At 36.7% G+C, this 21416-nt stretch carries 14 protein-coding genes and 1 tRNA gene; 11 read left to right on the top strand and 4 right to left on the bottom strand.

Annotation, left to right across the window (positions count from 1 at the left end; translation table 11 throughout):
* The first annotated feature begins 37 nt into the window (after positions 1-37).
* The 10 genes from ACXX8U_RS00770 to acs all read left to right on the top strand — a co-directional run bounded on the left by ACXX8U_RS00770 (position 38) and on the right by acs (position 11355).
* Positions 38-110 (top strand) — tRNA-Phe (locus ACXX8U_RS00770).
* Between the two features lie 314 nt (positions 111-424).
* Positions 425-844: a transposase-like zinc-binding domain-containing protein gene (locus ACXX8U_RS00765; protein WP_166135918.1), complete on the top strand. Its 420-nt coding sequence runs from the start codon at positions 425-427 to the stop codon at positions 842-844.
* A gap of 102 nt (positions 845-946) precedes the next feature.
* Positions 947-2326 carry a porin gene (locus tag ACXX8U_RS00760; RefSeq protein ID WP_458564190.1) on the top strand — a complete coding sequence of 460 codons (1380 nt, stop codon included), beginning with the start codon at positions 947-949 and terminating at the stop codon, positions 2324-2326.
* A 22-nt stretch (positions 2327-2348) separates the two neighbouring features.
* The gene (locus tag ACXX8U_RS00755) at positions 2349-3887 is read left to right on the top strand and encodes an MFS transporter (RefSeq protein ID WP_236364005.1); all 1539 of its coding nucleotides are present in this window, start codon (positions 2349-2351) and stop codon (positions 3885-3887) included.
* An 11-nt stretch (positions 3888-3898) separates the two neighbouring features.
* The gene (locus ACXX8U_RS00750) at positions 3899-4123 is read left to right on the top strand and encodes a DUF6814 family protein (RefSeq protein ID WP_458564189.1); all 225 of its coding nucleotides are present in this window, start codon (positions 3899-3901) and stop codon (positions 4121-4123) included.
* 135 nt (positions 4124-4258) lie between these two features.
* Positions 4259-4453, top strand: coding sequence for a hypothetical protein (locus ACXX8U_RS00745; RefSeq protein WP_166135906.1), 195 nt, complete (start codon positions 4259-4261; stop codon positions 4451-4453).
* Positions 4446-7151 carry an ATP-binding protein gene (locus tag ACXX8U_RS00740; RefSeq protein WP_458564188.1) on the top strand — a complete coding sequence of 902 codons (2706 nt, stop codon included), beginning with the start codon at positions 4446-4448 and terminating at the stop codon, positions 7149-7151. Before ACXX8U_RS00745 ends, ACXX8U_RS00740 begins: the two co-directional genes overlap by 8 nt.
* 3 nt (positions 7152-7154) lie before the next feature.
* The gene (locus ACXX8U_RS00735) at positions 7155-7517 is read left to right on the top strand and encodes a response regulator transcription factor (protein ID WP_458564187.1); all 363 of its coding nucleotides are present in this window, start codon (positions 7155-7157) and stop codon (positions 7515-7517) included.
* Between the two features lie 16 nt (positions 7518-7533).
* Positions 7534-9432, top strand: a complete 1899-nt coding sequence (locus ACXX8U_RS00730) for an acetate--CoA ligase (RefSeq protein WP_458564186.1) — start codon at positions 7534-7536, stop codon at positions 9430-9432.
* Positions 9433-9447: 15 nt separating this feature from the next.
* Complete coding sequence (gene acs, locus ACXX8U_RS00725; RefSeq protein ID WP_458564185.1) at positions 9448-11355, top strand: acetate--CoA ligase; 1908 nt, start codon at positions 9448-9450, stop codon at positions 11353-11355.
* Positions 11356-11419: 64 nt separating this feature from the next.
* Here the strand turns inward: acs and ACXX8U_RS00720 are convergent, their stop codons facing one another.
* From ACXX8U_RS00720 to ACXX8U_RS00705, 4 genes are all read right to left on the bottom strand, one after another.
* Positions 11420-14308: an alpha-amylase family glycosyl hydrolase gene (locus tag ACXX8U_RS00720; protein ID WP_458564184.1), complete on the bottom strand. Its 2889-nt coding sequence runs from the start codon at positions 14306-14308 to the stop codon at positions 11420-11422.
* Positions 14309-14372: 64 nt separating this feature from the next.
* A complete protein-coding gene (locus tag ACXX8U_RS00715) occupies positions 14373-15485 on the bottom strand; it encodes a SusE domain-containing protein (RefSeq protein ID WP_458564183.1) in 1113 nt (370 codons plus the stop codon).
* 21 nt (positions 15486-15506) lie between these two features.
* On the bottom strand, positions 15507-17108 hold the full coding sequence (locus ACXX8U_RS00710) for a RagB/SusD family nutrient uptake outer membrane protein (RefSeq protein WP_458564182.1): 1602 nt from the start codon (positions 17106-17108) through the stop codon (positions 15507-15509).
* A 17-nt stretch (positions 17109-17125) separates the two neighbouring features.
* On the bottom strand, positions 17126-20065 hold the full coding sequence (locus ACXX8U_RS00705; RefSeq protein WP_458564181.1) for a SusC/RagA family TonB-linked outer membrane protein: 2940 nt from the start codon (positions 20063-20065) through the stop codon (positions 17126-17128).
* A gap of 236 nt (positions 20066-20301) precedes the next feature.
* Between ACXX8U_RS00705 and ACXX8U_RS00700 the strand changes: the two genes are divergently transcribed.
* The gene (locus ACXX8U_RS00700; protein WP_458564180.1) at positions 20302-21324 is read left to right on the top strand and encodes a LacI family DNA-binding transcriptional regulator; all 1023 of its coding nucleotides are present in this window, start codon (positions 20302-20304) and stop codon (positions 21322-21324) included.
* Positions 21325-21416: the final 92 nt, after the last annotated feature.

Here is a 21416-nt window from a genome sequence, read left to right as displayed (position 1 = left end):
ACTAAAAAAGCTTCTATATTTGCACCCGCAACAGCGAGGTACCTTAGCTCAGATGGTAGAGCAATGGACTGAAAATCCATGTGTCCCTGGTTCGATCCCTGGAGGTACCACAAAACCCGAATAGAAATATTCGGGTTTTTTGTTTTTAATACTTTTTTTGAAAAACACTTTTTAGAAACTTTCCACCTCAGAGCATTCCATTTTTTATCGCAAACCGAAAGATTAGATTTCATTTGAAATGAAATACTCCTCTTATCTGGATTAACCACTACTTAATGCGGAGTGTATATTTCAACCCCACTTTTACTCATTACACAAGAAAAAACCAATAAAAATACAGTCTGTGTAAATTTTTAGAATATTTTTTAGATAATTCGAATTTACAATCATGCTAATTTGCTATATTTATGCAAATTTTATATACATGGAATTACTAGCCTGTCCAAAATGTCAAGGAAATCAGATAACAAAGAGTGGAATTGTAAACCAAAAGCAACGTTATTTATGTAAAAAATGCGCTTATTTTTTTACCGTTAACAAACTAGGTAAGAAGATTGACGACTATTATGTTACCAAGGCACTACAACTTTACTTGGAAGGATTGAGCTACCGTGAAATAGAACGAATTATTGGTGTATCACACGTTACGATAAGCAATTGGGTCAAATCATTTAATATCAAAAAACCGTCACACGCTAATTATCACCCTACTTATAAAATTTTAAGCCACTTAGAACTAATTGAATACCTAAAAAACAAGGAACTATTATCAGGCGCAGGAATGATTATTACTGAATTAGGAGATAAGTTCATGCTCATAAAATGGGAACGTTTTAAAGATTAACTATACTACTTTACACGTATATATATTAAAATTTTTTTTAATGAGAAAAAATTAGAATTTGGTACTCAGTTAACAAACCATTTACTAACCAACCTTCTCATTATGAAAAAAATATTTTTTTCAGCCGCAGTACTCTTACTATCGCTAAAAGGTTTTTCTCAAGGCTCAACAGAATACGGAGGCGGTCTGAAATTCAACCTGAACGAAGACGGTTCTAAATTCATGCGAGTGATTGCCTGGAATCAAATTTGGATGCGCTCTTCTGAAATGAATCCGGGAACCATGATCAATGGCGAACCAACCTCCACTTCTACCGATATCGGAAATCGAAGACTTCGTTTTTTGGCTTACGCACAAATCTCAAAGCGCTACATGATTTTAACTCATTTTGGTATTAACAATCAAACTTTTACCAATGGCGGCGCAGCAGGTAGCACTGGTACTGGAGCTTATGGCGCTGGTAAAAAGCCGGGCTTGTTTTTTCACGATGCTTGGAATGAATACGCAGTTGTACTTCCTGAAAAAGATAAAAAATTCAGTATGTCATTAGGTGCCGGACTTCATTATTACATGGGTCTTTCTAGAATGACGATGGGTTCTACACTCAACTTTCTTACCATCGATGCTCCTATTTTCAACTGGCCTTTGATTGAAAATTCAGATCAATTTGCACGACAAGTAGGTTTATTTGCTAAAGGTAAGTACGGAAAACTAGAGTATCGCCTTAGTTACAACAAACCTTATGCAACCAACCTTGCTCCTGTAAATACCACTAATGCCGCAAATGCGGTTGCGGTAGACAATAGCGGCATAACCAAATGGTCTAAAGCAGGATACTTAGAGTATCAATTTTTAGATCAAGAAGCTAATGTATTACCATTCAAAGTAGGAAGCTATTTGGGCACCAAAAAAGTATTTAACTTGGGTGCTGGTTTTTATACCGCTCCTGATGCTACAAGAACTTCTGTAAACAATACCATCAACAAGCACGATATTACTTTATTATCTGCGGATGCGTTTATGGATTTACCCGTTGGTAAAAAAGAAAAGAAAATGGCAGTTACAGCCTACAGCGTTTTATACGACTATGATTTTGGACCAAATTACCTTCGTAACGTAGGAATCATGAACATTGGAAGTGTTGATCCTAATTTTACAGGAAATAGAGCTATTGCTGGAGCTGGAACCGCGCAACCTACAATTGGATCGGGAACCATTTGGTACACACAAGCTGGTTTTTTATTACCAAACAAAGAAGTGAAACCTAAAGTAAGAATTCAACCATTTGGAGCGGTAACGTACAAAGATTTTGACGCCTTAGCGCAGTCAAGTACACAATTTGACCTTGGGTCTAACTTTTTCTTAGACGGACACCACGCCAAAATTACCGCTCAATATTCTACTAGACCTGTATATACTTCACTTACCAATCGATCAGGATCTTTGGGAGACTTTGTAGTGCAACTTCAAATTTATTTATAAAACCATCTTTAATACACATCATATGAGTACAAAATCAACAAAAGGAATTTGGAAAGTCATTTCCGCTTCTTCAATGGGAACCATGATCGAATGGTACGACTTTTATATTTTTGGGAGTTTAGCTGTAGTCTTGTCTACAAAATTCTTTCCATCGGATAATCCAACTGCAGCTTTCTTATCCACTTTAGCCACTTTTGCTGCTGGTTTTGTGGTGCGTCCCTTCGGAGCTTTATTCTTCGGTAGATTAGGAGATTTAATCGGAAGGAAATATACCTTCATGGTAACGCTAATGTTAATGGGTGGCGCTACTTTTGTCATTGGTTGTATTCCGAGTTATGAAACTATTGGTTATGCCGCACCAATTTTAGTATTAATATTACGTTTATTACAAGGTTTAGCCTTGGGTGGTGAATATGGTGGAGCTGCAACTTATGTAGCAGAACATGCTCCTGCTGGCGAAAAAGGCTATTGGACCTCTTGGATTCAAACTACTGCAACTGTAGGTTTATTCATTTCGTTGATGGTAATTTTAATTACAAAAAGTGCACTTTCGAAAGAAGCATTTGATGATTGGGGTTGGAGAGTACCATTTTGGGTTTCTATTTTAATGGTTTTCGTATCGTACTTAATTCGTAAAAACATGGACGAATCACCTGTTTTTGCTAAAACAAAAGCGGAAGGAAAAACATCAACAAATCCATTAAAAGAAAGTTTTGGTAACCGTTATAATTTGAAATTTGTACTTCTTGCTTTATTTGGAGCCACTATGGGACAAGGGGTTGTTTGGTATACCGGTCAGTTTTATGCCATGAACTTCTTGAAAACAGTACAATTTATCGATTCTTCTCAAGTAGATATGTTGTTGGGAATTGCGTTAATTTTAGGAACGCCATTCTTCGTGTTTTTTGGTTGGTTGAGTGATAAAGTAGGTCGAAAATACATTATGATGGGAGGAATGTTAATTGCCCTTTTAGCTTACAGACCGATTTACAAACAAATGTATACCACAACAGACTTAACTTTAAAAACAGAAGTTGTTGCTAATACAAAAGTAGTTCCAACGATTAAAGAAGTAGATGCTACTAAAATGGATTCAATTTATACCACAACCAAAACTTATACTGATGGTACAGCGGTAGAAGAAATTCAAACCAAGCACTTCGAAGCTGGAAAACTAATGGTAGACGATAAAGGAAAAGATAAAATCGAAACCAAAATCACCAAAACAATTAATGAAGGTGACAAATGGATGTTAGTTTTTCTAGTTTTTATTCAAGTTATCTTTGTTACGATGGTTTACGGACCTATTGCAGCTTTCCTTGTTGAAATGTTCCCAGTTAAAATTCGATACACTTCAATGTCATTGCCTTACCATGTTGGGAACGGTATTTTCGGTGGACTATTACCAGCCATTTCTACTTATTTTGTAACTTCTGCTAAAGATGGTGGTAATCCTGAATTTTATTTAGAAGGTTTATGGTATCCAATAGGCATTGCAGCAGTTTGTTTCGTAATTGGAATGATTTATATCGACAGAAAAAATAATACACTTCACGACTAAAATAGAGAACTATGAATTCAATTAAAAAAATATTAGGTTTCGTTTGGATATTATTAGCGTTGGCTACGGCATATTATTGTGTTGATATCTTTGGTGGAAAACTATCATCGGGTAAGCAAGACGATTTAGTTTTTGGAATTATTATCTTCTTCATCTTATTGCCTCTTATCGTTGCCGGATTAGTTACATTTGGCTATTACTCGATTATGGGTGATTATGACGAACAAAAAAATTAAATAAAATTTTTGCAAAAACTTGCAGTCTCTACATCTTCATGTGGAGATTGCTTGTTTTATACTTTGAACGGTCAAGTTACACTACCAAGTCTATCAACAAACCTTTCAAAACCAAAGCTATAACACTAAGTAAAAATGAAAAAAAGACATGAACAAAAATTGGTTATCCTTTCTATGCTGATATTAGCAGCATTGAATATTCCTTTGTTGTTATTGTTTGATAGCTCCAAAGCCTTATTTGGATTTCCTATTATCTACATTTATATTTTTTCGGTTTGGCTATTTTCAATTGCTATTTCATTTTTAATTATCAAAAGGTATTATGAATAGCATTGGACTTTTACTGATACTAGCGCTCTATTTGTCAATTCTTTTTTTTATTGCCTATTGGTCTGAAAAAAGGAACCATTCTAAATGGACCAATAATCCTTACGTTTACTCTTTTTCATTAGCTGTTTATTGTACCGCATGGACCTACTACGGCAGCATTGGTGTAGCAGCCGAATCAGGATTAGGTTATTTACCCATTTATGTAGGACCGATACTCGTGATTCCAACTTGGATTATCATCCTAAGAAAAATTATCCGCATATCCAGAGTCAATAAAATATCGAGTATTGCCGATTTTATCTCATTGCGCTATGGCAACAGTCGCTTTTTAGGCGCGTTAGTAACTCTAATTTGTATCGTAGGCATTTTGCCTTACATCTCTTTACAGTTAAAATCTATTTCGGATACTTTTCATATTGTTACCCAAACCGCTGCAACTGACAATATTTTTACAGACACAACGACCTACGTGTGCCTTGCCTTAGCCTTATTTGCTTCGTATTATGGAACAAAATATGTCGATGCATCTGAAAAAAGACGCGGTATGATTACTGCCGTTGCGATGGAATCAATTTTGAAACTCGTTTTTTTCTTAATCGTTGGTTTGTATGTAACTTATTTCGTGTTTGATGGCTTTGACGATATTTATACCAAAGCCGCTGTACTCAAAGACTTTGATAAAAAAAATACCATCGGCGGTATTGGCAATGGAATCAACTGGTTTTTTCTGTGTACTTTATCCATGTTTGCTATCTTTTTATTGCCGCGTCAATTTCATAGTGCCATTGTTGAAAACAACAAAGAAAGTCATGTTCGCACGGCCGTGTGGCTTTTTCCGCTGTATTTGTTACTTTTTAATATTTTTGTATTCCCGATTGCTTGGGGAGGCAACATACTTTTTGAAGGACAAGGCCTGAACTCTGATACGTATTCCTTATTGATTCCACAATTTTTTGACAACACCACTTTAACCGTTATGGTTTTTTTAGGAGGTTTCTCAGCTGCAATATCCATGATTATTGTTTCGTCAATTGCTTTAGCAACCATGTTAAGTAACAATTTATTAATTCCATACGGATTTATCGGCTCACTAGAAAATGCTTCGCAGCAAAAAAACAACAAACGCATCGTAAACAGTCGGAAAATAGGAATCTTTATGCTGATCATTTTGGCGTATGCCATTTATCGCATCTTCATCCTAGATTATTCATTGGTTTCTATCGGTCTTGTTGCTTTCGTAGTGATTGCGCAGTTAGCACCCTCCTTTTTTGGAGCTATTTTCTGGAAAAGAGGATCTAAAAATGGTGCTGTAACAGGTATTGTATTGGGTTTTCTGACTTGTTTTTACACCTTACTTATTCCATACGCAATTGGAATTACAAAATCGACTAGTCTTTTTATTCAAGCAGGTCCGTGGGGAATCACGCTTTTAAAACCATTTCAACTTTTTGGATTGGATTATTTAGACCCGATTCCGCATGCTTTTTTTTGGAGCTTACTAGTTAACATTTTGAGTTACGCCGCAGTATCTGTAAGTTTTAAAGGCAATTACCGTGAGCGCAATTATGCCGAAATGTTTGTAGATATTGACAAATATATTACCAATCACGAAAATGCATTTGTATGGAAAGGAACCGCATACATCACCGATATTCAAAAAGTGCTACAACGATTCCTTGGCGAAGACCGAACCAAACGTGCCTTAACCATTTTTAACTTAAAGTACAATATCGATAAAGATGTAACCACTGCCGATGCCCGTTTTATCAAATTTGCCGAAAATTTACTTACCGGACACATCGGTACAGCATCTGCCAAAATACTCATCTCGAGTGTGGTTAAAGAAGATAAAATTAGCTTACCCGAAGTTTTACGCATCCTCGAAGAGTCAAAAGAAAACATCATTATCAATAAAAAACTAACTGACACATCCAATGAACTGAAAATCATTTCAGAACAACTAAAAACGGCCAATCAAGAACTCGTAAACAAAGACATTCAAAAAGATGAATTTTTAGATACTGTAACACACGAATTGCGCACGCCAATTACTGCCATTCGTGCTGCAAGCGAAATTTTGCATGACGATGACGAACTTCCAGAAGAATTACGCAAGCAATTTTTACAAAATATCATCTCGGAGTCGGATAGATTGAACCGTTTGATTGACAAAATATTAGATTTAGAAAAGTTCGAAACCGGCAAGCAAAAAATCTATTTGTCAAAAAACAACCTATCCAAAACTATTTCAAAAACCATTAACTCGGTCAATCAGTTACTTAAAAACAAAAACATAAAATTAGATTTTGCCGAAGCAAACACTGAGATAAAAGCTTTTTACGATGAAGAACGCATCGTGCAAGTGGTTCATAATTTATTATCGAATGCCATTAAATTTTGTGCTACCACAAATGGTAAAATAACCATTTCGATAAAAGAAAAAGAGGAACATGTTGAAGTAAAAATGCACAACAATGGCAAATCGATTGCTGCTGAAGATGCCGATGCAATATTTGATAAATTTTATCAATCCCGAAATCAGAATATTAAAAAACCAATTGGTAGCGGATTAGGATTGGCCATTTGCAAACAAATTATAGAACACCATAAAGGAACTATTTGGGCCGAAAAGGAGCAGCAAGAAGGAGCTACTTTCGTTTTTACCCTACCCAATTACCACACCACCGAAAAAAATTAAAAGATGAAGAAGATTTTAATTGTAGACGACGAACCCAATATTGTAATGGCACTCGAATATACTTTCAAGAAAAATAATTTTGAAGTTTTTATTGCCCGAGATGGCCAAGAAGCATTGGATATTTTAAGCATTCAATTGCCGGATGTGATTATTTTAGACGTAATGATGCCCATGGTAGATGGTTTTGCTACGCTGGAACAAATTAAAAAAGACGAGCGTCTCCAGAATTGCAAAGTCATATTTCTGTCGGCAAAAAACAAAGATAAAGATATCGAGAAAGGTCTTGCTCTTGGAGCAAATCTATATGTAGTAAAGCCTTTCTCCGTCAAAAAACTAGTAGAACAAGTTCATGAATTAGTAGATTAATTACTCCTTATAAACCATGAAATACAACGAAATTTATAACCACAGCATAACCGAACCAGAAGCATTTTGGGCTGCACAGGCCGAAAAAATTGATTGGTTCAAAAAACCACAAACTATTTTATCCGAGGACAAAAATGGTTATCCACAATGGTATCCAGATGGCGAATTAAATATTTGCTATCTCGCACTAGACAAGCATATTGCCGATGGATTTGGTGATCAAACAGCTTTCATCTATGACTCGCCAGTAACACAAACCATACAAAAATTCACTTATTTAGAAGTTCATTCTGAAGTAGCCCGTCTAGCAGGAGGATTATTGTCTTTGGGATTAAAAAAAGGAGACACAGCCATTATTTACATGCCCATGATTCCACAAACGGCCTTTGCCATGCTAGCTTGTGCTCGTATTGGCGTGATACATTCTGTTGTATTTGGCGGTTTTGCACCTCATGAATTGGCCATCAGAATAGACGACTGCAAACCTAGAGCCATCATTACAGCCTCATCGGGAATTGAAATCGACCGATTAATCGCCTACAAACCATTGGTGGACGAAGCCATCGAACTCGCCAACCACCGCCCTAAAAAGGTAATTGTTTTTAATCGAAAACTTGGAGCAAGAATTCCCTTCAAAAAGTACGATGTTGATTATGATGCCTTAGTGTATGGGTCTGACGAAACACCTTGCGTGGTTTTGCCTTCTAACCATCCGTTGTACATTTTGTATACTTCAGGAACAACTGGTAAACCTAAAGGAATTGTTCGCGACACAGGAGGTTATGCCGTGGCTTTGACTTTTTCAATGAAACACATTTACAATGTGGAACAGGATGAAACATTTTGGGCAGCATCTGATATGGGTTGGGCAGTAGGACACAGTTATATTTTGTACGGACCTCTCTTGAACCGCAATACGACAATCATTTTTGAAGGAAAACCAATAAAAACCCCCGATGCCAGTACCTTTTGGCGCATTATTTCAGAGCATAAAGTAGGCACCATGTTTACGGCTCCAACTGCTATTAGAGCCATTAAAAAAGAAGATCCTGATGGAATATTTATAAAACAATACGATTTAAGCTGCCTCAAAAATCAATTTTTAGCAGGAGAGCGTTGCGACCAAGCTACGATTGAATGGTACCAAAAACACATCCCAATTCCTGTGATTGATCATTGGTGGCAAACAGAATCTGGTTGGCCAATGATTGCAAATTCAATAGGTATTGAAGCACTTCCTGTTAAACCGGGCTCAGCAACCAAAGCAGTTTGTGGGTATGATATTAGAATTTTTGATGAAAACGGAAAAGAATTAAGTGCCAACGAAGAAGGACTTGTAGTGATTAAATTGCCTTTGCCTCCCGGCAATTTATTAGGAATTTGGGAAAATGAGACCCGCTTTCAAGCCAGTTACTTCAGCAAGTTCGACGGTTATTATTTATCTGGTGACGGTGGTTACAAAGATGAAGATGGTTATCTCTTTATTACAGGTCGCACCGATGACGTGATTAACGTGGCTGGCCATCGCTTATCAACCGCTGAAATGGAAGAAGTTGTCGCCTCACATAACAATGTAGCCGAGTGCGCTGTAATTGGTATTCATGACGACTTAAAAGGGCAAGTACCACTAGCACTAATTGTAGCTAAATCGGGAAGTACTATTGAGCAATTTCAGTTAGAATATGAAATTGTAAATCTGGTTCGCAAGCAAATTGGTGCTGTTGCTTCTTTGCGAAGAGTAGTACTTGTAGATCGATTGCCCAAAACAAGATCTGGTAAAATTTTACGCAAGATGATGCGCAGTATTGCTGATGGCGCCGAGTTTAGTACTCCATCTACCATAGATGACGAGGCCATAATTGACGAAATAAAAAACGCATTGCAACAATATAAAATAGGAATATACAACACATAAAATACCTTACTAATCATGAGTTACTATCAAATAAACAATTTAGAAGAATACTTTAAGCATTACAAAAAATCTATTCGTGAACCCAAAAAATTCTGGGACAAAATTGCTGCCGAAAATTTTAATTGGTACCAGCAATGGGACAAAGTAGTCGACTTTAATATGGCTGAAGCCGAAATAAAATGGTTTACCGGTGCCAAAGTAAACATTACCAAAAACTGTATCGACAGGCATCTTGCTAAAAAAGGTGACAAAACAGCTATTATTTTTGAACCGAACGACCCTAATGAAGAAGCTTTGCATATTTCGTATAACGAATTGTATGAGCGTGTAAGCAAAATGGCCAACGTGCTTCGTGATCAAGGCATCGAAAAAGGAGATCGTGTGTGTATATATTTGCCAATGATTCCGGAATTAGCCATTGCAACTTTAGCATGTGCCCGTATCGGAGCAATTCACTCTGTTGTCTTTGCAGGTTTTTCGGCCTCGGCAGTGGCAGCTCGAATTAATGATAGTGCTTGTAAAATGGTCATCACTTCAGATGGTGGTTACCGCGGTAATAAAACAATAGACTTAAAAGGCATTGTTGACGAAGCTTTGACAACTTGCCCAAGTGTTGAAAAAGTTTTGGTTGCTAAGAGAATTCACAGCAAAATTGATATGAAAGAAGGCCGCGACCAATGGCTACAACCTTTATTAGATGAAGCTATTGATAATAATGTAGCTGAAATTATGGACGCTGAAGATCCCTTGTTTATTTTGTACACATCTGGCTCTACCGGAAAACCAAAAGGAATGGTACATACCACAGCCGGCTATATGGTCTACTCTGCCTACACATTCAAAAATGTTTTTAACTACCAAGACAATGATATATTTTGGTGTACCGCTGATATCGGATGGATCACAGGTCATTCTTATATTTTGTACGGGCCATTGTTAAACGGAGCAACCACAGTGATTTTCGAAGGCGTTCCCTCCTATCCTGATTTTAGTCGTTTTTGGCAAACGATCGAAAAACATAAAGTAACGCAGTTTTACACCGCTCCAACAGCGATTAGAGCTTTGGCAAAAGAGAGTATCGAGTATGTTCAAAGATACCAATTGACCTCCTTAAAAGTAATAGGATCTGTAGGTGAGCCAATCAATGAAGAGGCTTGGCACTGGTACAACAACCACGTGGGTGATAAAAAATGCCCTGTTGTTGATACGTGGTGGCAAACCGAAACTGGCGGTATTATGATTTCGCCAATTGCCTTTGTGACTCCAACAAAACCAACATACGCCTCCTTACCATTACCTGGAATTCAACCCGTATTAATGGATCCAAAGCGAAATGAAATCGAAGGCAACCAAGTAACAGGTAGCTTGTGTATTAAATTTCCGTGGCCGGGAATTGCACGCACCATTTGGGGTGATCATCAAAGGTATAAAGAAACCTATTTTTCAACCTTTCCGGGGAAATATTTTACTGGTGATGGCGCTTTGCGAGACGAAGTTGGGTATTACAGAATCACTGGCCGTGTTGATGATGTTGTCATTGTTTCAGGCCATAATTTAGGTACCGCTCCAATAGAAGATGCTATTAATGAACATCCAGCAGTTGCTGAATCAGCTATCGTTGGTTTCCCTCACGATATTAAAGGAAATGCTTTGTATGGTTTTGTGATTTTAAAAGAAACCGGAGAATATCGCGATAGAGATAATCTAAGCAAAGAAATTAACCAACACATCTCAGATCATATCGGACCTATTGCCAAATTAGATAAAATTCAGTTTGTATCTGGGTTACCAAAAACCCGTTCTGGAAAAATCATGCGTCGAATTTTGCGCAAAATTGCCGAAGGAGATGATACCAATTTTGGTGACATTACCACTTTGCTAAATCCTGAAATCGTAGACGAAATTAGGCAAGGAAAACTATAACAGAAAACCAAAAAAAAGGCTGCTTTACAATTAAAGCAGCCTTTTTAAATTATTGCAAATAGGTTTAGTTTTTAAGTAACTTCAACACTTTTTCTGCATTATTTTCATTTGTAGCCTTTACGATATATAGCCCTTGATTCAAATCGTTTACTGAGAAAGATTGTCCCACAGTTCCAGTTCCTTTGAAGCTTTTAACTAATTGACCCGTAATTGAGTAAACCTCTACTTTTACAATTGGTTCATTCAACGTAAAAAACGAAGCTGCTGGATTAGGATACAAAACCAAAGTTTCTGCTTTTTCATAGTCAGCAATAGCTAAAGTAGCCGTTTTATTACCAAAAATTTTGAATTCGCCAGGTTGCAAAGTAATGGTTTGCGTGGTACTAATTACTGTAAGTGGCGTATTGTCCATTAAATTATACCAAGTACCAGTATAGGGAAAACCAGAAGGTACATTTTGAGCAATAACATTGAAGTTTGCCACAATCAACACATCTTTCAACTGACTTGTTGCTAACTCACTATTGGTGATTTTAATATTTGGGAATAATGAACTACTGTTATTAATAGTCGCCGTTCCTAAAAACACAGGCTCCATGGTTTTCAAAGTAATCATTTTAGCCCAATCGTCGTAAATTTTACTTCTGTTGGTATCACCTAACCAATTACCCGTCCATTGCGGTTGTGGTTTAGTGTCTAGTTTACAATCACCAGAAGTAGCATCTGACGGAGAGTTTACAGTACCATTGTTACATGAAAAGATCGATTTTTCCCATCCTAATTCGCCAAACTGCCAAATCATTTTTGGTCCTGGAACCAAAAGAGAAACCGCACCTAGCGCCGACATTCTTGACAAGGCCACATTCAAATTCTTTACATCATGGTTTGCATTACTTGAGTTACCTGATTGCAGATTGTTGTACATCAAGCGTTCCTCATCGTGACTCTCCGCATAACCCATCAAACGGTGTGCGTTAAAACCACGGCTAGAAGCATTCATTCTAAAGATGTTTCCAGAGTTACCTTTTGAAAGATTGTTGTAATCAAAAGTCATAATTCCCCACATCATAACACCTTTGCTAGGAGTTTCGTTCAAACGATAATTAGCCCATTGCTGCTCTTCATCATTGCCACCTAAATGTTCGAAAATAACGTAATGTGTTGGATCTAGATTCCAAGAATAATCAGCATACTTACGCAATACATCTACGCGATCTTGTTGTCTGTTTCCTGTACAATTTTCTTGACCGCCCGGAACATTTGCAGGACAATTTTGTGTAAAACCTTTGGTTAAATCCCAACGGAAACCATCAATTTTATATTCTTCTACCCATTGTTTAATAACGCGTTGCACATAATTTTGAGTTCTTGGCTGTTGGTGATTAAAATCTTCCCCTACATTATAACTATGCATTGCCATGGTATTAAAATATGGATTCTCTGCAGATGGAGAACCCCAGCCATCACCATCAGGATCATTCATCCACATACGAAGCATCGGATTTCTACCAAAAGCGTGATTCAAAGCCACATCTAAAATAACAGCGATTCCGTTTTGATGGCACAGGTCGATGAATTCTTTCAACTTATCTGATGTACCATAAAATTTATCCAATGCCATATGGAAGGAAGTATTGTATCCCCAACTTTCGTTACCTTCATACTCCATTACAGGCATTAATTCGATCGCATTAATTTTTAAATTCTTAAAATAATCAATTTTATTAATCAAATCTTGGTAACTGCGATTGGCATCAAAATCACGAACTAACAATTCATAAACCACCAATTTTTCTTTGGCAGGTTTAACAAAATTGGTTGTTGCAGCGCTCCAAGCATAAGGCGTTTTACCAGTTTGCAACACTGTTACCTCACGCTCCTGACCCGCAGGATAAACCGGCATATTTGGATATTTTGCAGCAGGAATACCACCATCATCAAAAGGAGATAAAACTAAAGTAGAATAGGGATCAGCCGTTTTTACTAACGACGGTGTTCCTGCAATAGGCGTTTGATCAACTACCCAATACTGATAGGTATAATTTACTCCCGATGTTAAGCCAGTTAACTCCAACCAAAATTTAGTAGAATTTGGATCTTTTATCATGGCATACGCTGCGGTAGGTTGCCAATTATTAAAACTTCCAGCTACGTAAACAAAGTCTTTGAAAGGCGCATCCAAGACTAATGTCGCTTTAGTTGCATCACTTGAATTGTAATTAATACCATCAATTAAACCAGCGGGAATTGCTTGACTAACTGCATTAGGATTTACAATAGCACTGAATTTTTTAATGATTACAGTATTTCCTTGCGTTACTTGAAGTTCGTAATTTTGATTAGCTGTGATGTTGCTATGACTAAAACTATAATTAGCAGTAGCAGCATTAGTATTAAGTGTTACTCCATTTGCTTTAAGCACATAACTCGCAGTGCCTCCACTATTGTTGGCTGCAATATTTAGACTCCCAGCAGAGGCTATTATAGTCGCACTATTTTCAGCAGGACTAGTTAAGTTTACCTGAAAAACACCTACATCAACTAAGTGATCTTGCGATTTTTTGTCGCCAGTTCCGTCTTTGGCCTTTACCAAAAACCCAATTCTACCAATAGACGCTCTATTATAAAAAACGGTTGGCGTAAAAGTTTTAGTGTAGGTATCAGTTGCTGAGTTGTAGGTAAATCGGTTGGCTTCGTTAGATGCGGTCCAAGAACCATTGGTAGGACAATCTTGCAAATTGGCTCTATTGATATCGAAAGACCAAGACCAAAGATACAAGGCATTACCCGTAACACCCCATAAAGCCTCATTTACAGAAGAACCGTTTATGGTAATGGTTATAGAAGTAGTCGCCTCAAAAGTAGGTGGACTAATTGAATAAGGTATGTTTTGTTGTTGTGCTGAAACAGTAACTCCTAAGCACAAAAACAAAAAGAGTAATATTTTTTTCATAGTTATAAATATTTGTGTAAGAAAGAAAAGGGCTATCAATTGACAGCCCTTTCTTAATAACAATTTATTTTTGATTTGGAATCATCAAGTAACTACCGTCTAAATCATTGAAGAAAATTTTGTATTTAGACTTGGCAACTGGAATATCTCCGTTACCAGTACCATTGTTGGGGAAAGCTGAAAAAGCAGTATTACCACCCCAGTTTACATCCCAAGCATTGTTAGCTCTAAATTTAGCTTTTCCATCAACTAGTGCCAATACATCTATAGTCCAAACATGAGGATCAAATGTAGATTTAGTCATTGGAGTTGAAGCGTCCCATCCTAATGGTGTACTGTTTCCAATAATACCAACTGTTGGGAAAGTTGCAGCAGTAGCTGCATTATAAGCAACTAAAGTATATTTTAGAGTTCCAATATTAATAGCGAAAGTATAGTAACCATCAGCGTCAATATTAAATGTTGATGGATCTGCATCAGCCTCAGTTGGTCTAGCTACAATTGAACCATTATCACCTCTACCATACATTGGAGCCCATTGTCCTGGCGTTGAAATCAATTTAAAAGCACCTGCTTTAAAGAAACCAGTAAATTGGTATACGTTTGCATTTGTTCCACTTCTAAAAAGAGGTTGGTTTTTGTTGTTGTTGTTCCATCCCGAAGTAGTTGCATCACCAACCAAATACCAATCAGTGAAAGCGTAGGGTACTAAACCTGTATATGCATTTACAACGATAGTAAGTGGCTTTTCAGAAATCATTTTTTGGATACCAGCAATACTAGAAACCACTTTCACATCGTAAGAACCAAATTTTTCAGGCATACCTCCTAATTGGATTACCGCTTGATTTAAAGTTTTTACACTTACCTCAGCTTGAGTTGTACCTGAAGTACCGCCTAATTCAACAGCTTTAGTAAAATCGCCACCTTTTACGTCAATTAAAAGTTTGTATCCAATTTCAACTGCTCCGTCATAGTTTGCTTTTGTCCACACGAAACGCTCTGCAACGTTGTTCGCATTATTTTCTTGTAATACGTATGATTTATCATTTTCTGGGGCAACCATTTCTGGGGTATCTATTCCCGCAATTACTGGTCTATCCTCTACATCTTCTACGTTACATGACAAAGCAAGTACCGCAAATAAAGCAATTACTGATTTAGTTATATTTTTCATTTTGTTATAATTAGTTGATTATTAATATCCTTGGTTTTGTTTTAATTTTGGGTTAGATGCCAACGCAGTTGCAGGAATAGGAAATAAGTTTCTAAAAGCTTGAGTAGGTGCACCACCAGCTACATTTCCTTTCCAAGGCCATACGTAAGTTCCTCCTGTAAATCTTCCGAAACGAATTAAATCGGTTCTTCTGTGACCTTCCCAGTGTAATTCTCTTGCTCTTTCATCTAAAATCAAGTTAGCACCAGTAGCATCAGCGTTTAAAGAAGCAACAGCTCCAGCATTAGCTCTGGTACGTAGAGCATTTACATATCCTCTTGCAGTTGCTAAATCACCTACTCTACCAACAACAGCACATTCTGCATACATTAAATAAGCATCAGCTAAACGAAACATTGGGAAATCAGAATCAGAAAAATCACCTGACTTATCGGAACCTTGAACACCATTTACATCGATATTTCTAAATTTCTGAATCGCATAACCCTCTGTGAAATTACCAATATCAGCAATCTCTTTGGTTTGACCGTCAGTATAAAATTGACCTCTTGCATCTGTAGTATTAGCATCAAACTTATTAACAAATGCTGAAGTTGTTCTGATACCAGCCCATCCACCGTTGATGCCAAACTCTGATGCCTTCATCGAGCCACCAACTGGTGCATGAGTTAGGAAAGTTGTTCCGCCATAAGTTTGCGTTTTTAAACCATCAAAAGCAATTGTGAAAATGAATTCGTTTTGAGCTCCGTTTTTGTCATTATCAGCATAAAACAATTGGTTGTAATTGTTGTGTAATCTGTATCCTGAAGCGATAACTTTATTGATTAATGGCAAAGCTCCTGCATAATTATCTGTACCAACATACACTTTTGCATTCATGTACAATTTAGCTTGTAACATCCAAGCTGCTGCTTGGTCAACGCGATATGCCTCGTTTGATTTTGGAGCTTTTAATTCTGGTGTAATTGCTGTTAACTCTTCGTCAACAAATTTGTACAATTCAGCTCTAGTAGCGTACTCAGGGTAAAAGAAAGTACTTGGAGAATTCTCAGTTACTAATGATCCACCACCAAACATATCAATTAGGTGCCAGTAAGTGATTGCTCTTAAAAAACGGGCCTCAGCTCTGTAAGTTTTAATCTCAGCTAATAAAGCAGGATCAGTAACACCTCTAGCAGCAAGTTTTTCATTAGTTGTTTGTCTTAAAAACTCATTGCAGTTCACTACTTGAAAAGAGAATCGCGCGAAAGTAGCAGTAATAAAACGGTCTAATGAAGTCCAAGTTTGTGAATGTAAGTCTTTAATAGTACCATCATTCCAAGCAATAACTGCTTCATCCGTAGTTAATTCTTGCATTAACCAAAAGCCTCTAATATATTGGCTTTCTCCCTCGTCAATTCCAGAAATATCTGGAGATCCCGCAGCAGTTTGACCAGATGTAGCAAATCCGGCATACAATTTTGCTAAAAATTGCTTGTAGGATTGTGGCGTATTAAAAAACTCATTACCAGGAATGGCTGTATTACCTTCCGGAGACTGTTCAAGATCATTGGTACATGATGGGAATAACATCACCATCAGTAACAAAGAAACACCCAATAATTTGATTTGTATCTTTTTCATTGTTCTTATTTTTTGTATTAGAAATTAACGTTTAAACCTAACGTAAAAGTAATTGGTCTTGGATAAAGATTACTATCAATTCCTCCGCCAATCTCTGGATCTAAACCTTCGTATTTAGTAAGTACTAAAACATTCTGAGCGGATAAAGTCATTTTTACCAAAGAGGTTGATCTTTTGTTTTGATTAAAAGTGTAACCAACGCTCACGTTATCCAAACGAATGAAGGACGCATCCTGAATATAGTAATCTGATTCGAAACGTTTGGTATCATTTGATCTAAAATCTGTTTCTAACAAGTTTTCTACTCCGTTCGATAAATCTGTATTACGAATCAAAATATTACTTGAAACTCCTTTACTTGAGTCTACGTTGTTGTAATTGTAGTTACCCCATGATCCTCTCCAAGTCATACCAAAATCAATGTTTTTGTAGGTCAAGCTAGTATTGACACCATAAAACACATCAGCTGCTGGTTTTTGAAAACGGTATTTATCTTGCTCGTTTACAATTCCATCTTCATTGCGATCAATAAATACACCGTCTAAAGGTTTACCATCAGCACCATAAGCTTGCTCGTATACGAAGAAAGAACTTGGCGCAAAGCCCACTTGGTGGTTTTGAATGGTATTTCCTGTAGCTCCTTCATATCCGCCCGTATTGATACCGGGAGTGTTTGGCAATGTAGTGCTTAATTTAGTTATTTTTGAGTTTTGGAAGGTTATGTTTCCTCCAACTCTCCACTCCCAATTGTCATTACGTACAGGAATAACTTCTGCCATAACCTCTAACCCTTTGTTGTCTATAGATCCAACATTGTAGTTGTCGAAATTAGAAAACCCGAAGAAAGATGGGTTTTGAGTATACAAAAGTAAATCATTTGTTGTTCTTTGATATGCATCTACGCTACCCGTGATTCTATTATTGAATAAACCAAAATCAATACCTGCATTTAATGTAGTCGTCTCCTCCCACTTTAAATTACTGTTATAAGGCTGAGGTCTATAGGTAGTATAAAAATCGCTACCAAATTGGTACTGAGCAGCAGTATTCGAAGCCAAGTATAATGGAATAGATGGATAAACTCCACCAATTTCTTGTTGACCTGTTATTCCCCAACCTCCACGAAGTTTTAATGTTGAAATTGTCTCTACATTTTTCAAGAAGTTTTCATCATTTAATTTCCATGCTACTGCTACAGCAGGGAAATTTGCAGTACGGAAATTTTCTCTAAATCTTGAAGAGCGATCGCTTCTAATTGATAAAGTAACAAGGTATTTATCTGCTATAGATATGTTCGTTCTAGCAAATAAAGACTGCAAATTAAGCGTTGAAGGGAAATTTGGAGGATTTGTAGTGTTGTTACTTTGAAAATTAAAGTTTGTTGAAAAATAATTCTCTCTAAATTCTTGGTAATTATAACCACCCGTAACATCTACTTGCGTATTGATTGATTCGAATTTTTTATTGTAGTTCAAGTACAAATCCATTACTTTATTAAAACGAGATTGTGTTCTTAAGTAGGTGTTATTATAACCTGATCCTGGAAGTCCGTTTAAATAATTAGCATCAGTATTCCCAAATGATCTTCCTGATAATTGATCGTATCCAAAGTTCGCTACCGCTTTCAATTCAGGTAAAAAATGCAATTTATATTCTGCTTGGATGTTACCAATGCTTCTGTATGATCTTCCAAAATTATTTTGCTGCTCAATTAATGAAAGTGGATTTCTACCAGCTAATTGGTTAATTGTAGTTGGATTTGTATACCACTGAAAAAAGCTTCCGTCAGCATTTCTAACTGATTGAGTTGGGTCAAAGCGAATAGCCGCACCAATTGCACCACGGTTACTGTAGTCACTCTCTGTAGCAGAAGTGTTGTTGTTTAGCTCTACCTTTAAATGATTATCAAAAAAGTTACCAGTTATTCCCGCAGACAAAGTAGTACGTTGTAAATTATCTCTCTTTAAAATACCATTTAAGTTAGCATATCCTAATGACGCTCTATATACGATATTATCTGTTCCACCACTTACAGCCACGTTATGATCAGTACCAACTGCCGTTCTGTAAATTTCTTTCTGCCAGTCAGTATCGGCTGTACCCATCAAAGCGATTTGAGCTGCTGATCCGTTTGCATTTACATAATCTCTAAATTGAGTTGCTGACAAAGCATCAACTTGATTTGTTACTTCAGACACTTGTAAATTAGCACTGTAATTTACTTGCAAATCACCTGCTTTTCCTTTTTTGGTTGTGATAATGATTACACCATTAGAAGCACGTGATCCATAAATGGCAGTTGCAGAAGCATCTTTTAAAACCGTAACCGACTCAATATTATTTTGGTTGATTGTTGCTAATGGATTCCTGCTTCCTTCGACACCTCCATTAGAAACTGGAACTCCATCAATTACGAATAAAGGATCATTAGAGGCAGATAATGAAGACCCGCTTCGGATACGAATACTTGCTCCTTCACCGGGTGAACCTCCACCGTTAATGATTTGCAAACCAGCTACTTTACCCTGAATCATTTGATCTGCAGAGGTTACTGGCCCTTTATTAAAATCTTTGCTCGTAATTACTGTAACAGCTCCTGTTGCATCTTTTTTCTTTACAGTACCGTAACCTACTTGAATAACTACTTCTTTTAACTGATTAGCATCCTCTTGTAAAGTTACGTTAACCACTTTTTGAGCAACATAATCAATTACTGTGTTGGCATATCCGATGTATGAAAAGACAAGTTTATCGCCTTTTTTCACATTCCCGATTTGATATTTACCATCAAAATCGGTCGAAACACCATTGGCAGCACCCTGCACATTTACGTTTACTCCTGGGATAGGCTGTCCGGAAGCTTTATCCAAAACAGTCCCACTTACAGTACTCTGTGCAAGAACACTAAAAGGGAGTAGCAGTACTAAAATTAACAACTTTTTATAAATTGTTTTCATACTTTTTGTTTAATTTAATTTAATTTTTTGGTTGAGTTTTCACCCTTAACTATTACTTCGAATGTTAAATCTATGTAAAATTTATGATTCACAATACGGCTCCTAGTTAATACAGTTACGAAAACGTAATAGTGTTGAAAACTTTCTGATTTATTGAAATTTTCAACGCTTTATTTACCATTTGTAAAATTAAATTTTACCTTTATTACGAATTAAATTATGACACACCCAAAAGCATGAAAAGAAAGATAACGCTTAAACAAATCGCAAAAGAATTAGACGTATCTATCTCGACTGTTTCTAAGTCATTAAGAAACAGTCTCGAAATTGGCGAAGAAACCCGACTTAAAGTGCAAGCTTTCGCTAAATTTTACAATTACAAACCAAACAATATCGCGCTAAGCCTGAAGAACAGGAAAACCAAGGCAATTGGAATTATTATTCCTGAAATAGTACACTATTTTTTCTCTACCGTAATTAATGGTATCGAGCAAGTTGCCAATGAGCACGGTTACAGTGTTATCATTTGTCTTTCGGACGATTCGTTTGATAAAGAGGTTCTTAATATGGAGATGCTTGCCAATGGTAGCATTGACGGTTTTATCATGTCATTATCAAAAGAAACACAATTTAGAGGCGATTTTCACCATATTACCGAAGTAATAAATCAAGGAATGCCAGTCGTCATGTTTGACCGCGTAACTAACGACATTTTATGCGACAAAGTAATTATTGACGACCAATCAGCAGCCTACGAAGCCGTTCAAAGTTTAATTGACAAAGGCCGAAAAAAAATAGCTCTCGTTACCACCGTAGACTATGTAAGTGTGGGTAAACTCCGTACCGACGGATACGTTAAAGCTTTACTTGACAACGACATCCCTTTTGATGAAAATCTAATTATCAAAATTGAAGATGTAGATACCTGCGAAATCACTATTGGCAAACTACTAGAAGACAAAGCTATTGACGCCGTTTTTGCTGTTAATGAATTATTTGCGGTTACCATTATCAAAACAGCAAGTAAAATCGGACTGAATGTACCTCGTGATTTAGCTGTGATTGCCTTTACTGATGGAATCATATCAAAGTACTCCACTCCTACGATAACAACTGTAAGTCAGAGTGGTATAAAAATGGGAAACAAAGCTGCAAAAATGTTAATTGATCGCCTTGAAGCGGATGAAGATGAAGAAGACGAAAACTACAAAACCGAGGTAATTGAGACTCATTTGATAGAAAGAGAATCAACTAATTAGCTTTTAAATGTTAAATTTTACGCAACTACAACCTTGTAGTTAAAAAAGTTCGCTGGTATTGGATTCTGAAAAATAAAAGTTTCAATTATCTT

This window comes from Flavobacterium sp. GNP001, from assembly GCF_054343775.1.
The sequence above is the reverse complement of the archived record's forward strand: the minus strand, read 5'-3'. Positions and strand labels throughout refer to the sequence as shown.